The 14933-nt window shown below is 41.4% G+C and carries 16 protein-coding genes, 1 tRNA gene and 1 pseudogene; 12 read left to right on the forward strand and 6 right to left on the reverse strand.

Translation table 11 applies throughout. The annotated features are described in order from the left end of the window. Positions 1-26 precede the first annotated feature (26 nt). The 3 genes and pseudogenes from HGJ91_RS13190 to HGJ91_RS16555 all read left to right on the forward strand — a co-directional run. Positions 27-569: a peptidoglycan endopeptidase gene (locus tag HGJ91_RS13190; RefSeq protein ID WP_291348281.1), complete on the forward strand. Its 543-nt coding sequence runs from the start codon at positions 27-29 to the stop codon at positions 567-569. A 210-nt stretch (positions 570-779) separates the two neighbouring features. Beyond that, on the forward strand, positions 780-968 hold the full coding sequence (locus HGJ91_RS13195; RefSeq protein ID WP_291348282.1) for a hypothetical protein: 189 nt from the start codon (positions 780-782) through the stop codon (positions 966-968). 148 nt (positions 969-1116) lie between these two features. Beyond that, positions 1117-1203 (forward strand): annotated as a pseudogene (locus HGJ91_RS16555) (type II toxin-antitoxin system RelE/ParE family toxin); the annotation flags it as partial. A 216-nt stretch (positions 1204-1419) separates the two neighbouring features. Here the strand turns inward: HGJ91_RS16555 and HGJ91_RS13200 are convergent. Both HGJ91_RS13200 and HGJ91_RS13205 read right to left on the reverse strand, forming a co-directional pair. Then, entirely contained in the window at positions 1420-1629 is a 210-nt protein-coding gene (locus tag HGJ91_RS13200) for a type II toxin-antitoxin system HicB family antitoxin (protein WP_291348283.1), read from the reverse strand. Beyond that, complete coding sequence (locus HGJ91_RS13205) at positions 1622-1885, reverse strand: hypothetical protein (RefSeq protein WP_291348284.1); 264 nt, start codon at positions 1883-1885, stop codon at positions 1622-1624. Before HGJ91_RS13205 ends, HGJ91_RS13200 begins: the two co-directional genes overlap by 8 nt. A gap of 190 nt (positions 1886-2075) precedes the next feature. Here HGJ91_RS13205 and HGJ91_RS13210 point away from each other — a divergent pair, with 190 nt between their 5' ends. Further along, positions 2076-2483, forward strand: coding sequence for a tyrosine-type recombinase/integrase (locus HGJ91_RS13210; protein WP_291348296.1), 408 nt, complete (start codon positions 2076-2078; stop codon positions 2481-2483). Positions 2484-2653: 170 nt separating this feature from the next. On the opposite strand, the gene HGJ91_RS13215 is transcribed toward HGJ91_RS13210, so the two are convergent. Continuing rightward, a tRNA-Arg gene (locus HGJ91_RS13215) sits at positions 2654-2730 on the reverse strand. Positions 2731-2875: 145 nt separating this feature from the next. Between HGJ91_RS13215 and HGJ91_RS13220 the strand changes: the two genes are divergently transcribed. From HGJ91_RS13220 to HGJ91_RS13245, 6 genes are read left to right on the forward strand one after another with little or no spacing between them, the layout of a single operon-like run. Next, positions 2876-3835, forward strand: coding sequence for an RNA polymerase sigma factor RpoD/SigA (locus tag HGJ91_RS13220; protein WP_291348285.1), 960 nt, complete (start codon positions 2876-2878; stop codon positions 3833-3835). A 36-nt stretch (positions 3836-3871) separates the two neighbouring features. Continuing rightward, a complete protein-coding gene (locus HGJ91_RS13225) occupies positions 3872-5623 on the forward strand; it encodes a tetratricopeptide repeat protein (RefSeq protein ID WP_291348286.1) in 1752 nt (583 codons plus the stop codon). Continuing rightward, positions 5616-6383: a hypothetical protein gene (locus HGJ91_RS13230; RefSeq protein WP_291348287.1), complete on the forward strand. Its 768-nt coding sequence runs from the start codon at positions 5616-5618 to the stop codon at positions 6381-6383. Before HGJ91_RS13225 ends, HGJ91_RS13230 begins: the two co-directional genes overlap by 8 nt. A gap of 54 nt (positions 6384-6437) precedes the next feature. Then, positions 6438-7310 carry an Mrp/NBP35 family ATP-binding protein gene (locus HGJ91_RS13235; protein WP_291348288.1) on the forward strand — a complete coding sequence of 291 codons (873 nt, stop codon included), beginning with the start codon at positions 6438-6440 and terminating at the stop codon, positions 7308-7310. 8 nt (positions 7311-7318) lie between these two features. Further along, entirely contained in the window at positions 7319-8488 is a 1170-nt protein-coding gene (locus tag HGJ91_RS13240; RefSeq protein ID WP_291348289.1) for an HD domain-containing protein, read from the forward strand. Beyond that, positions 8481-9206, forward strand: a complete 726-nt coding sequence (locus HGJ91_RS13245) for a UPF0280 family protein (protein WP_291348290.1) — start codon at positions 8481-8483, stop codon at positions 9204-9206. The genes HGJ91_RS13240 and HGJ91_RS13245 overlap by 8 nt, the downstream gene beginning before the upstream one ends. Here HGJ91_RS13245 and hutH read toward each other — a convergent pair. Together hutH and hutC are read right to left on the reverse strand one after the other, a co-directional pair. Then, positions 9203-10735 (reverse strand): histidine ammonia-lyase, encoded by a 1533-nt coding sequence (gene hutH, locus HGJ91_RS13250; RefSeq protein ID WP_291348291.1) that lies wholly within the window; start codon positions 10733-10735, stop codon positions 9203-9205. The genes HGJ91_RS13245 and hutH overlap by 4 nt on opposite strands. Positions 10736-10739: 4 nt before the next feature. Continuing rightward, positions 10740-11459 carry a histidine utilization repressor gene (gene hutC / locus HGJ91_RS13255; protein WP_291348292.1) on the reverse strand — a complete coding sequence of 240 codons (720 nt, stop codon included), beginning with the start codon at positions 11457-11459 and terminating at the stop codon, positions 10740-10742. Positions 11460-11621: 162 nt separating this feature from the next. On the opposite strand from hutC, the gene hutU reads away from it, so the two are divergent. Together hutU and hutI are read left to right on the forward strand one after the other, a co-directional pair. Then, on the forward strand, positions 11622-13322 hold the full coding sequence (hutU, locus tag HGJ91_RS13260; protein WP_291348293.1) for a urocanate hydratase: 1701 nt from the start codon (positions 11622-11624) through the stop codon (positions 13320-13322). Positions 13323-13364: 42 nt separating this feature from the next. After that, positions 13365-14606 carry an imidazolonepropionase gene (hutI, locus tag HGJ91_RS13265; protein WP_291348294.1) on the forward strand — a complete coding sequence of 414 codons (1242 nt, stop codon included), beginning with the start codon at positions 13365-13367 and terminating at the stop codon, positions 14604-14606. A gap of 1 nt (position 14607) precedes the next feature. On the opposite strand, the gene HGJ91_RS13270 is transcribed toward hutI, so the two are convergent. Then, entirely contained in the window at positions 14608-14766 is a 159-nt protein-coding gene (locus HGJ91_RS13270; RefSeq protein ID WP_291348295.1) for a hypothetical protein, read from the reverse strand. Between the last annotated feature and the right edge of the window lie 167 nt (positions 14767-14933).

The raw sequence follows: 14933 nt of genomic DNA on the forward strand, positions 1-14933 counted from the left end.
GTCTTTTGCCACTAAGGAGGAAGTTAATGAAAAAAAATCTCATTATTGTAATATTAATTCTGTTTAGTACAGTTTCAGTATGGGGTTTAAATGATAAATCTATAGAACATGGAAATGCTGATTTAGAGGAACAAAAAAGATCTTTCCGAAAAAATATTCCACCGATCGCTGTACGGTTTATTGGTATTCCCTATAAACTTGGGGGAAACCCTCAACAATCAGGAACAACTGACAATTCCCACTTGTTCTTTTCCATCTACTCTTTAGCAGCTCAAAAAGCCGGGTTGTCTTATAAAGAATATCTGCCCATAAAATATCTCTTACGTGATATAAGGGAAGTGAATAAAGATGATCTTAAAAACGGAGATCTCATCGTCCTCAACGATAACCATACCGCTATGGTTTACCAAGTTGAAAATACAGGGAAACTTCATTTAATTTATTCATCGGGGAAAAGACAACAAGTCTTATCCTTCACCAGTGACCATATTGTGTTTCATGCCTACTGGTTGAAAAACCTCAAAGGTTTTTACAGATTGTCTGATACAATGCTCGCACCTGCTGATTGACAGCAGAATTTAAAAAGCGCAAGACTTAACAAAAAAGCCCTTAGGGTAAAAGCTGAAAACCCTTGATTTTAACGGCAATGAGAAAACGAGTTGATTGAAAATAAATTTTAATGTGAATATAATAAATCTGAGATACAATTAGTGTATTATATTCGTGATTAGTACCGTTTTTTAAGTGCTATGAACGAAAAAATAAATAGGAGATTTAGAATGCAATCAATAACAATAAACATCAATAATGAAAAATTAGCTGATAAAGTTATGTGGTTTTTAAAGCATTTAAAAAATGAAGGGTTAGAGATCGTCTCAAAAGAAGATATGGATGATCTAAAATTATTGAAGGCTACAAGAAAAGAAGGATCTATCCCATTTGATGAGTATCTGGAAAATGGAAATTAATATTCGCAAAAGCGCCATTAACGATCTAAAAAAACTTGACCATAAAAACAGAGAAAAAATTCATTCAAAAATTTTCGAATTAAAAAAATTCCATAGTATCTCTAATATGAAAAAATAAACAAACTTTGAACCGGCCTATCGCCGTAGAGTCGGGGATTATAGAATCTTATTTGATGTATTGGAGGATACGATTGAAATAGGCAGAATCTTACATCGAAAAAACAGTTATAAATAAAATATTTCCTATTTTTTTACCTGTGGTTTGCCAAAATAAGATCATACTACAATATTAACACGATACAGATTTTTCAAAATTATTGTAAATACCAAATTACTAAGGATAAGAAGCATATAAAACACTATTTAAAATATCAATTACTTTGAAATATGAGGTCTTGTATGAGATGAGAGGTGATGTGTTGTATTGATTTCTCACAGATTGGTGAAGTATTTATGCATACATTAATTTCCCTTTTGGTTTCGGGATTGTACGACCTAAGTCTTTAGCAGTTTCTATCCATTCGTTTATAATAGTTTCTGCGTTTGATACAGCTTCTTGATAGCTATGGCCATCTGCCATGCATCCCGGGAGTTCTGGAACTTCGGCAATAAATAATTGATCCTCCTCACTCCAATGAATGATCATTTCATATTTATTCATCATTTGCTCCCATATTTAATTTATATTTCAATATTATATTTCTAACTTGTTTCACTTGGTATGCCTTAGATTTTGAACCCAGTGGTTGCAGGTTTAAAATTTCATCAACACCATCTTTTGAGAAAATATGATGATCACCTCGTATTCGCTCTTTAAATCCAAATGTTATCAACAAATTGCACAATCCATTAAATGGGATATTTGAATCCGAAAGCCCTCTTATAACTTTGATTAATAGTTTATCATATTTCCCCATGATTATCCCTGTACAAAATTGGTTCTTTCTAAAAAAAATACAACAAAAAGTACTTCAATGCAATTTTTATTAAATTTTTTATTAAACAAACATATGATGTTGACAAATTATCAACTTATGTTTGAAATTTAATATATGAAAAAAACAATATAGGCATATAAATCCACTTGGATGACAATTCTACGCCCCGATTGATGAACAAACCGGTCTACGCCCCAACGTTGACCTTCAAAATGGGATTGTCACGTTAAACGTTGGCGAGACCAAAAACAATGAGGCAAGAACCGTGTACCTTGATACAGAACTAAAAACTATTTTTCAAAATCAATGGAAAAACAGGAAACGAAAGCTAACGACTTTTGTTTTCCCTAATAATCAAGGTACAGGTCGAATTGTTAATTTCAGGAGGGCCTGGAATACAGCCTGTAGAAAAGTTGGGATTGGCTATGGGTATAAGCTATCAGAAAAATATGTCCAAAAATGGGTTGGTAAATTGCCTGCCGGGCCAACATTCCATGATTTTAGAAAAACTGCCGTTAGAAATATGGTGAGGTCAGGAATACCTGAAAAAGGTGGCTATGATGATTTCTGGTCATAAAACAAGATCAGTGTTCGATAGGTATAATATCGTAAATGATGCTGATTTAAAACTGGCTGCACAAAGGCAAGAAACGTATCTTCAGGCACAGATGGGCACAATTTTGGGCACAATCGCCCCTTTTGAAACAAAAAAGGTTTCCAGTAAAAGCTGAAAACCCTTGGTATTAATGGTACGCCTGGCAGGATTCGAACCTGCGACCTACGGATTAGAAGTCCGTTGCTCTATCCAGCTGAGCTACAGGCGCAAACAAAAAAATTTTTTATCAAAATTAATCCCATTTGTCCATAAAAAAGTGCGTGATTATTTTTTATGTGCAAATATATTGCTTTTATCAATACCATGATAATGATATACTCAATTTTTATCAAAACTATCTTAAGGTATATTTAATGGCAAAAAAGGCCCTCCAGAATAATCAAAAAAAAAAAAGACTGACCAAAAAAGATTTGCTGATTCCTGCACAAAAAGCAAAAACTTCAAGCTCAAAAGCACTTGTAAAATCAGACCCCGTTCAAAGCTACCTTAATGAAATAAGCCGATACAAGCTGCTCACAAGAGAACAGGAAATTGAACTTGGAAAACGAATCCAGGAAGAAGGAGACCAGGAAGCTGCCTATATCATGACCACCTCAAATCTGCGCCTGGTGGTTAAAATTGCCCTTGAATTCCATAGAATCTGGATACAGAACCTTCAGGATTTGATCCAGGAAGGCAACATAGGGCTTGTGCGGGCAGTCAAAAAATTCAACCCGTATAAAAATGTTAAATTCTCATACTATGCGTCCTTCTGGATAAAAGCCTATATCCTTAAATTTATCATGGATAATTGGCGAATGGTGAAGATCGGAACCACCCAGGGGCAGCGCAAGCTGTTTTTCAGACTGAAAAAAGAAAAACGAAGGCTGATTGAACAGGGATTTGACCCCAAACCAAAACTGCTGTCGGAACGGCTCGGTGTGTCTGAAAAAGAAGTGGTTGACATGGATCAGAGACTGGCCAACTGGGACTTAAGTCTTGATGAACCGTTAAAGAGTGACTCAAATACTGAAAGAATTGAATTTATAAATGTTGAATCTGATTCATCTGAAGATCGGGTGGCCAAAAAAGAAATTGAAGATATCCTGCATACAAAAGTTAATGAGTTTAAAAAGACCCTTAATGAAAGAGAGCTGGATATCTTTGACAGAAGAATTTTCTCTGACAGCCCTGAAACCCTTCAGCAAATAGGAGAAGTATACTCAATATCCCGCGAACGGGTAAGGCAGATCGAAAATAATATTTTAAAGAAAATGAAAGCCTATTTCAAAAAAGATATGCCTGATTTTGCTATGTACGATCACAGCCAGTAAATTGCAATTTGTCTTTATAATAAGGTAATGCGAATTATGAAAAAAAGTCTTGTTTATATTCTTCTCATTTTCATCCCGTTTTTTTTTCTCGCTGGCTGTGCACAACTTAAACAAAACAAAAAACCTTCTGAATCTCAAACAATTCAAAAAAAAGAAGTTGAAAAAGACCCTGCTCTTTCTGCAAATTATTACTATCTTGAATCGCGGATTCATATGAATCACAAAGACTATAAAAAAGCCATTGACTCTCTGAAAAAGGCCATGGCTAAAGACCCGGATTCATTCGTGATAACCCGTGACTTGAGCCGGTTATACCTGGGGCAAAACAACAGCAAAAAAGCGTTGGAACTTGCAGAAAAACTGATCCGGAAAAATCCTGATGACGTGGACGGACTGCTTCTTTTCGTCCAACTCAAAAAAGATGCCATGGCTAAAAAAGAGCTGGTTGAAATTTTAAACCGGATTCTAGTGCTTGACCCAAAAAACAAGGAAACCTTTCTTCGTCTTGCCAAAATATATATGGAGGGGGGGAAAAACCCGGAGACTCTGATACTGTTAAAAAAAATGGTGGGACAGTTCCCTGACTATTATGTCGCCTGGTTTTATCTGGGTGAGGTTTATCTGGCTGAAAAACAGTATGAACTTGCAAAGATCCAATTTTTGAAGACACTTGAGCTTGAGCCGGACCTTGTTGAGTCACGGTTTCAATTGATAAAGATTCTCAACATTCAAAACACTCGGGAAAATAACTCAAAGATATTAAAAATCTATGAAGAAATATTTGAAATCGAGCCAAACAATTATCGGGCGCGGTTAGGAAGAGCCCTGCATCATTATAAAACCAATATAAAAGTAAAAGCAGCCAACCAGTTTATGGCGCTTGGCCGGGATGCTGAAAGCGATTCCAGACTCGTCATGGTTGCCGTGGACGAATATATTTCCGATAAAAAATTCGCGGATGCGGTAATTGTTTTTTCCCAAATGCTTAAAGGCAATCCTGAAAGTTCAACCCTGAACTTTTTCACGGGAATGGCCTATGAAGCAATTGAGGATTTCGAAAAAGCCGTCTCTTACTATTTGAAAATCAGACCCGTCCATTCTCAATACAAAAAAGCCGTCCTGAATATTGCCTTTCTCTATAAAAAACTCGGAGAGCCGCAAACCGCCATAAATTACCTTGAAAAAGAGTATAAAGTCCTTCCAAAAGATATCGATATTATCATTTATCTTGCCTCATTTTATGAAAAAGATGAAAACTATAAAAAAGCAATACACCTCTTAAAAAAGGGGCTGGGAGACTTTTCTGAAAACACATCATTGCTGTTCAGGCTGGGCGCAGTACAGGATAAGGCAGGCTTTAAAGAAGACAGCATCAGTACCATGAAAAAAATTATTAAAATTGATCCAAAGGACGCCAGTGCATTAAACTACCTGGGGTATTCCTATGCAGACCTGGGAATAAAACTGGACAAGGCGCTTTCGCTTATAAAAAGAGCCTATGAGATTAAACCGGATGACGGGTATATCACCGACAGTCTGGGATGGGTCTATTACAAGAAGGGGGAATATGAAAAGGCGGTTGAATACCTTGAAAAAGCAGCCGAATCAACCTCTTTTGAGACCATCATAGCCGATCACCTTGGTGATGCCTATCAAAAGACAAATCAGTTAAAAAAGGCGCTAAATACCTATAAAAAGGCGTTGTCCAATGCCAAAGATGAGGACAAGGAAAAAGTTGTCGAGCTTAAGAAAAAAATCAGCGCAGTACAGAAAAAAATAAATGACTAACCAAAACTTATTATCCAGTTTAATTTATATTACCGTCTTTATTTTGTTTGTCTCGGGGTGTGCATCGTTCAGACCTGATACCAGTCCTTTGCTTGACAAGAAAGCCTTTCTTCTTTCCAACCAGGCAAGGTCAATTAATCAACACATTACCGCAAGCAAGGGAACAGGCTGGGCAAGGATTGAAACAAAAACAAAGACAGTTAAATTCAAGGTTGCCTGGGCTACCATCTTCCCCAATAAAATCAGGATCACATTTCTTTTATCCGGCCTTCCCGTAGAAACCATTATTGCAACAGGAAAAAAAATCACTTTTCTTTCACATACCGGAAAACATTCCAAGTACTCTTACAACTCAAAAGACCCGGATATGAAAGACTATATCTTTGTTCCGGTCAAACTGTCTGAAATGATATTGGTTTTACTGGGGCGGCTGCCTGTAAAAAACTTTGACGATGCCTGGTTTTCACCGTCGGACTCCTTCTTATCCACTATTATATTAAAACAGAATTGGAAGGGATTCACACAATCTGTTCATTTTAATGACAAGGGAAAAGTTGACGGTCTTAAAACAACAGATGCATCAGGAAAACTTTTGTATGAGATGACAATTATAAAATATAAAGCACACGATTTTGGTAATATTCCGGTAAAAATAGAGATCAAAGATAAAGATAACAGAAAACTGACACTTGAGATCACAAACTTCCTGCCCAATCCCCCCATAAAAGAGTCTGTATTCCAGTTGACAGACTCAAGATAATGATCATTATTTAGGTGATTTACAAACAATTTTTCTCAAAGGAGATGTTATAAAATGATTCACGACAGTGTTGACAATGCCAAACAAGGGAGCAGCTGCCCGTCACAGGCCGGCCAGCAGGATATGGCAGCCAAACAAAAACAGGAAGATGCGACAATTAAAGCCTCTCTTGCAAAAATAAAACATAAGATATTTGTCTTAAGCGGAAAAGGCGGCGTTGGTAAAAGCAGTGTGTCTGCAAACCTTGCGGCAAAGCTTTCTAAAAAAGGGTATAAAACAGGACTGATGGATGTTGATGTCCACGGTCCGTCCATTGCCCAGATGCTGGGACTGACCGAACTCTTAGAAATTTCCAAAAACCAGCTTCTAATCCCGAAACAGGTCAATGGCAACCTCAAGGTTGTTTCTGTTCAGGCTTTGATGCAGGACAAAGACCAGGCCATTATCTGGAGAGGTCCTGCCAAAACAGGCATGATCAAACAATTTATCAGTTCTGTGGATTGGGGAGAGCTTGATTTTCTGATTATTGATGCACCTCCGGGAACCGGTGACGAACCTTTGACCGTTGTGCAGGCCATCCCTGAAGCTTTGGGTGTTATTGTCACAACTCCCCAGGAAGTGGCTTTGGCGGATATCAGAAAATCCATTTCCTTTTGCAAGACAGTTCACTTAAAAACCCTTGGTATTGTGGAAAATATGGCAGGGTTCAAATGCCCTCACTGCAATGAGCCCATTGATTTATTCAGCTCAGGCGGCGGTGTAAAGACTGCAAAATCCTCAGGTCTTGAATTTTTAGGGTCTCTTCCCTTTGATACTCAGGTCGTTGCCTCAGGTGACAGTGGTGTTCCCATGATGTTCCAGGACAAGGAAACTGAATTCACTAAAGCATTTGATACCATAGTGGAAAACATCCTTAAACAATTGTAACTACACTATTGAATGACAATTTTAAAAAGGCCAGAGAATTAAAAAATCTTCTTAATCTCAGGGAGAAAGAAAATCTTTGTTCTCTGGCCTGCTTCAGCCATTCTGCCCAAAGACGTTACAAAGAAAAATTTACCGAAAACGAATACCGCCAAGCCTTTTCTGCAGATGCCGACAGAATTTTAAACTCTCTCTCCTTTACAAGGTACATTGATAAAACCCAGGTTTTCTCTCTAATCAATAATGATCATCTCACCCACAGAGTGATCCATGTCCAGATGGTTTCAAGGGTTGGCCGGACCATCGGCCGATATCTGGGGTTAAACGAAGATCTGATTGAGGCGGCAAGCCTTGGTCATGATATTGGGCATACCCCGTTCGGACATGATGGTGAACGGTTTCTGTCAAAGCTGACCCATGAACAGGGTGCCGGCTTTTTCCATCATAATCTTCAAAGCATCCAGTTCCTTGACAGGATCGAAAAAAACGGGGTTGGCTGGAATTTAAGCCTTCAAACCATGGATGCCATCATCTGCCACAATGGAGAAGCACACTCAAAACAGCTTATTCCTCAGAAAGACAGGTCTTTTAAAGAGTTTGACCACATGATGGCGACAATGAAAAAAAAGAAGACCTGCGATGAAATTCCCATGACCATGGAAGGCTGTGTGGTGCGAATGGCAGATACCATCAGTTACATCGGCCGGGACCTGGAAGATGCCATCCGGCTAAGGCTGGTGAAAAGAGAAGATATGCCGGATAGTTGTAAAGAAATACTTGGCCGGACAAACGGCACTATCGTATTTAATCTTGTGACAGACCTGATCTCAAACAGCCTGAATCAGCCTTTCATCGGCTTTTCCGAAAAGGTTTCTTCTGCTTTAAAAAAACTGAAGGCGTTTAACTACAAACATATTTACAAAAATCCCGTTATTAAACGGCACTTGTCTTCTATTGAGGATATTTTTTGTTTTCTGTTTGAAAAATACCTGGCCGCTCTTGAAAAAGAGAATGAGAAATCTGTCATTTTTACGGATTTTTTAAATGGCATGTCTTCTCGATACAGGGCAAACCATTCAAACCCCGAAATCGTCAGGGATTATATCTCGGGCATGACAGATTCCTATTTCATCCGGCAGGCACCGGATCATTTAAAACCGGATTCAATTGAAAATGTTTGAGAATCGCACCTATCGCAGACAGCATCAAAAAAAAGGACTTGTCTCTTTTGATATCACGGTAAAAGAGACCAACCTGAATATCCAGGCCCAAACCGACCTGACAGATGAGGCAATTCAGTCTGTATTAACCTGTCGAAACACTATTGAAGCCTACATAAAACTCTATCCTGAATTTGCAACATCCCTTATCCCCATACACAACCCGGGCCATGCGCCTAAAATAATCAAAGATATGATTGAAGCGGGACAATTGGCTGATGTTGGCCCTATGGCTGCTGTAGCCGGTGCTGTGGCAGAATATGCAGGAAAATCTTTGCTTGCATATACAAATGAAGTGCTCGTTGAAAACGGGGGCGATATTTTTGTTAAATCAGATTCTGAAACCATTTTCAGTATTTATGCCGGCAATTCTCCTTTCAGTATGACCACAGGTATCCGGGTCGGGAAAAAAAATAAGTCTTATGGCATGTGTACCTCTTCGGGCACGCTGGGCCATTCCAAAAGCTTTGGCAAGGCGAATGCAGCTGTGGTATTGTCTGATTCATGTTCATTGGCAGATGCTGTGGCCACAGCACTGGGCAACAGGGTCAAAAAGGCGGCTGATATCAAAGTCGCTATTGATGCGGGTAAAGCCATACAAGGGATTCAGGGAATTGTGATTATTAAAGGCGACCATATCGGGTTATGGGGAGACCTGAAACTTGTCAAACTGTCTTAATACAGCTCTCCCACCTTGTCTTCAACCGCCTTTACAATACTGCCGCTCCTCAACAGGTTCTTCATCTTTGCTATGTCTGCCGAAAGAAACCGGTCCTCTTTCATATAATCCACCTTGCTTCTGATGACATCATAGGCTGCCAGGGTGCCGTCTCCTGCTTTTATATTGGTGAACAGATCGATTCCCTGGGCAGCACATAATAATTCAATGGCGATGACCTCTTCGGTATTTGCGACAATATCCCGGCACTTTCGTGCTGCAAAGGCCCCCATGGAGACATGGTCTTCCATATTTGCCGAGGTGGGAATGGAATCAACAGATGCCGGATGGGCAAGGACTTTGTTTTCAGAAACAAGTGAGGCCGCCACATACTGGGCAATCATGAATCCGGAATTTAAGCCCCCATCTTCCACGAGAAATGCCGGAAGTCCGGATAGTTGCGGATTCACAAGCCGTTCAATCCGTCGTTCTGAAATATTTGCAAGTTCAGAGATGGCAATACTTAAAAAGTCACAGGCCAGGGCCAGGGGCTGGCCATGAAAGTTCCCACCGGAAAGAAATTCTTCCGATTCCGAAAAAATCAGGGGGTTCTCGGTAGATGAATTCATCTCCACTTTAACCACCTTGTCCACATAATCGAATGCATCCCAGGACGCGCCATGGACCTGGGGGGAACATCTTAAGGTATAAGCATCCTGAACCCGCGAACAGTCTTGGTGGGAGGAAATGATATCTGAATTTTCCGTAATTCTGAGCATGTTGCCGGCAGCCTTGATCTGACCTGTATGGGGTCTTGCAGCGTGAATTCTCGGATCAAAGGCGGCCCGGGTGCCCATGAGGGTTTCAAGACTCATACTGGCCGCAATATCTGCGTGCTTGCAAATATTCAAGGCATCATGGAGGGCAAGACACCCCAGGGCAATCATGAACTGGGTCCCGTTGATCAGGGCGATCCCCTCTCCTGCCTCAAGCACCAGGGATTTGATTGATTTTTTCCTTAATGCCCGGGCACCGCTCATTCTTATACCGTCAACAAAGGCTTCTCCTTCTCCGATTAAGACAAGAGCAAGATGTGCCATTGGGACAAGGTCACCGCTTGCCCCTACAGAGCCTTTTTTCGGTACTAGCGGAACAATACCAGCGTTTAAAACCTGGGAGAGCTTTTCAATGGTTTCAAGCCTTAACCCGGAATTACCACGGCAAAAATCATTTACCCTGAGCGCCATCATGGCCCGAACGACATCCTCTTCCATATGGTTGCCGATTCCTGCTGCATGACTCAACAAAATCTTTTTTTGAAGTTTTTTCGTATCTTCATAGGAGATGGTCACCTTTGACAAAGCACCAAACCCTGTGGTGACACCATATATTCTTTCTCCGTTCTTTACCCATTTGTCAACCAGATCCCGTGCCTTGTTGATCCTTGATTTAGACTCAACAGATATTTTAATGCCGACATTGTTTCTTGCAATATCAACCAGATCTTCGAGGAAAAAATCATTCCCGTGTAAAACGATTTTATCTTTCATTCTTCTATCCTCTCATAAATTTTCCCATCAGTTTATATCTTGACCCCGGGGAAATGATGATGCTGTGGGTTGCAACCATATCAAAGGACCATGTGCGCCTTTTAAGCGACAGGCAGGGTTCATTCGGTTGTATTTTTAAATATTTTTGAATCTCTCTGTTACAGTTCACAGCTTCGATAATATGTTCCGCCTCCTGTACCGGGGCCACTTCCAAAAGATAGTCGCTTGGCGTAATCTTTTTAAAATCCTGTTCCAGATAATGCGGAGCCACTTTGGGATTGATGAACCTTTCTGAATACTGGACACATATATCTCCATCTTTGTGAACAATAATGGAATGGAAAATAGTATCACTCGGCTTGAGATTCATTTTTTGTGCAATTTTTTCAGTAACCTTTTCTTCCTTTAAAACAAGAATCTGTGAAGAATGCATCCCGCCCCAGTCTGCAATTTCCTTTGCAATGCTTTTGATCTCAAGAAGAGCTGCACCGGGTTTTGGCCGGGCTACAAAGGTGCCGACCCCCTGGGCCCTGACAATCCTGCCTTCTTCCGTGAGTTCTTTAAGTGCACGGTTGGCTGTCATCCTTGACGCATTAAACATTTTGGCAAGCTGGGTTTCCGAAGGTACTCTGTCATCGGGCTTTAATTTTCCCGATTCAATATCCCTTACAACACTCTTTTTGATTTTGTCATATAAAGCAAATGGTTGTTCTGATCTGGCCATTAATTTTCCTGTCCAATTGCGGGGTCAGGCTTTCCTTATTGTCGTTATTGAGCTCAATAAGGAAAGGGTGACCCCAATTAATCGCTTGACATCATATCTATACTTGTATAGACAAGTAGTATCGAATCCAAAAACAAATGTCAACCATATTGGAGAAAAACAATGAACAATAAAGAAAAAATATTAAAAGATCTTAAGATCGGGTGTGGTGTAGCCCGCCCTGTCAGAGCACCCAGGGGTGCAGAACTTCACTGCAAGGGCTGGTATCAGGAAGCAGCCTTGCGCATGCTTTGCAACAATCTTGATCCTGACAATGCTGAAAACCCGGATGAGTTGATTGTCTATGGCGGTCTTGGCAAAGCAGCCAGAAACTGGAACTGCTTTGACATCATTGTCAGAACCCTGCTGGATCTTGAAAATGACGAAACCCTGCTGGTCCAGTCAGGGAAACCGGTCGGTGTGCTCAAAACCCATGAAAGCGCGCCCAGGGTATTGATTGCCAATGCCAATATTGTCCCCCAATGGGCCAACTGGGATACCTTTCATGAGCTGGATAAAAAAGGGCTGATGATGTATGGCCAGATGACAGCAGGCTCCTGGATCTATATCGGCACCCAGGGAATCCTCCAGGGCACATATGAAACCTTTGCCTCCCTTGGACAAAAACATTATAATTCCGATCTGACCGGAAAAATTGTCGTAACCGCAGGTCTTGGCGGGATGGGCGGTGCACAGCCCCTTTCCGTTACCATGGCAAACGGGGTTGCCCTCTGTATTGAGATTGACCCTGTCCGCATCAAAAAAAGACTTGAAAAACGATACCTGGATATTGAAGCATCTAACCTTGATGACGCTATTTCAAAAGCCAGAGAAACTGCAAAGGCGGACAAACCGCTTTCCATCGGTCTTTGTGCAAATATAGTAGATATCCTGCCGGCCATGATACAAAAAGACTTTATTCCCGATGTCATCACCGACCAGACCAGCGCCCATGATGAGCTCAACGGATACTTTCCCCAGGGCCTGTCCATGGAAGAGGCCTTAAGCCTTAGAAAAACCGATCCTGAAAAATATAAGGATATGGCGTTGAATTCCATGGCTGACCATGTAAGAGCCATTCTTGAAATGAAAGATAAAGGAGCCGTTGCCTTTGATTATGGTAATAATTTAAGAGCCCAGGCCATGAAGCGGGGCGTTGATAACGCCATGGATTATCCGGGATTTGTTCCGGCTTATATCAGGGAACTTTTCTGCCAGGGGGAAGGACCTTTCAGGTGGGCTGCTCTTTCCGGCGACCCCGAAGACATCAAGGTAACTGACCGGGAACTTTTAAAACTTTTCCCTGAAAAAACTAAAATGGTCAACTGGCTGAAAATGGCCGGGGAAAAAGTGGAACACATGGGACTTCCCACACGCATCTGCTGGCTGGGGTATGGTGAAAGGGAGAAAGCCGGCAAACTCTTTAACGACCTTGTCAGGGACGGAAAGGTCAAGGCCCCCATTGTTATCGGCCGGGACCATCTGGACTGCGGATCGGTTGCATCCCCTTACAGGGAGACCGAAGCCATGAAAGACGGTTCAGATGCCGTGGCAGACTGGGCATTGTTAAACTGCATGACAAACGTGGCGTCGGGAGCCACATGGGTATCTTTCCATGATGGCGGCGGAGTGGGTATCGGGTATGCCCTCCATGCCGGTCAGGTTACTGTGGCCGACGGCAGTGCAGACGCTGAAAAGCGGGTTACGACAGTTCTTCGAAATGATCCGGGCACCGGTATTATCCGCCATGCCGATGCCGGCTATGAAACCGCTATTCGTGTGGCCGAAACAAAGGGCGTTAAACTGCCCATGATTAATATGTAATAGACGGGGTCAGGAAAGCCTGACCCCATGGAGTAAAAATATATGAAGACCCTGCTGCCCGATAAAATTGATGCACTCTTTATCAATTGTCATGTTGCCACCATGGCCGACAATGCCCTTTCAATTATTGATAAAGGCGCCCTGGCCGTTACAGGAACAACCATTTCATGGGTCGGTAAAGAAAAAAATCTGCCCGAAAATTTTAAAACCAGGATCCCAAAAATCATTGATTGCAGCAAGGGCTGGATTCTGCCAGGATTTGTGGACTGTCATACTCATCTGGTCTGGGCAGGATCAAGATCCAGTGAATTTGAAATGCGACTCAATGGTGCAAGCTATGAAGAAATTTCAAAAAACGGGGGGGGTATTTTATCCACGGTAAAAGCTACCCGAAACGCTTCAACGGATGACTTATTTATCCTGGCATCGAAACGGGTGGAGGCTTTGTTAGAACAGGGCATCACAACCCTTGAAATTAAATCAGGATATGGGCTTAACCTTGAAACCGAGTTGAAAATCCTTGAAGTCATCAGACGGTTAGATGAAAATTTCCCTTTGCACGTAGACGCCACTTTTTTAGGTGCCCATGCCCTGCCCCCGGAATATCAACATAACCCGGACGGCTATATCGATCTTGTGACTCAAACCATGCTGCCGGAGGTGAAAGCACAAGGGATTGCAACTGCAGTGGATGTCTTTTGCGAGCATATTGGCTTTACGCTTCCCCAGACAAAAAAGGTCTTTGAAACAGCAAAAAATCTCGGACTCAACATCAAACTTCATGCAGAGCAGTTATCTAATTCCAACGGTGCTGCCCTGGCCTCTGAATTTAACGCCCTGTCTTGTGATCATCTTGAGTATCTGTCTTTGTCAGGCGCAAAAAAAATGGCTCAACATACTGTTGCAGCAGTTCTTTTACCCGGTGCCTTCTACTTTTTAAAGGAAACACAAAAACCGCCCGTGGAGATCTTCAGAAATCTTAAGATTCCCATGGCTGTATCAACAGACCTGAACCCCGGTTCCAGCCCGGTTCATTCCATGACACTCATCCTCAACATGGCCTGCATGCTGTTTGATATGACCTGTGAAGAAGCATTGCTCGGAGCCACCATCAATGGCGCAAAAGCCCTTGGCCTTGAACAATCAAAAGGAAGTATTGAAACAGGCAAAGATGCCGACCTTGTGGTCTGGGATATTGATACCCCGGAAGATCTCTGCTATCTTGCCGGATTAACACCTGTTGACGTGGTGATGATAAAGGGAAACATACACCATACAACTTGAATTACTTATAGATTTTGCGGAGAAACTCCATGACGGACATACTGATATTCATCAACGGGGCTATTTTAATCGCAATATCCCTCTTCTTCCTGATTTTGGGCATATCCTCTTTTAATGAAAAAGAATACCGGGCCGCTGTCATAGCATTGGTTTTCTTCATACTGAACGCTCTTTTCTGGGGGTGGTTTCTCTATGCTCCTTATGCCTTTCAAACTCACATTCAACACCCTTAATATAAAAAATTAAGGATTTTTTCAAAATTATATTATTTGTTATTTTGGGTAGTTAGCCTAATTAACAACGGCATTGAATTGGTTTTATTCACTG

This window comes from Desulfobacula sp., from assembly GCF_014237455.1.
GTDB lineage: Bacteria > Desulfobacterota > Desulfobacteria > Desulfobacterales > Desulfobacteraceae > Desulfobacula.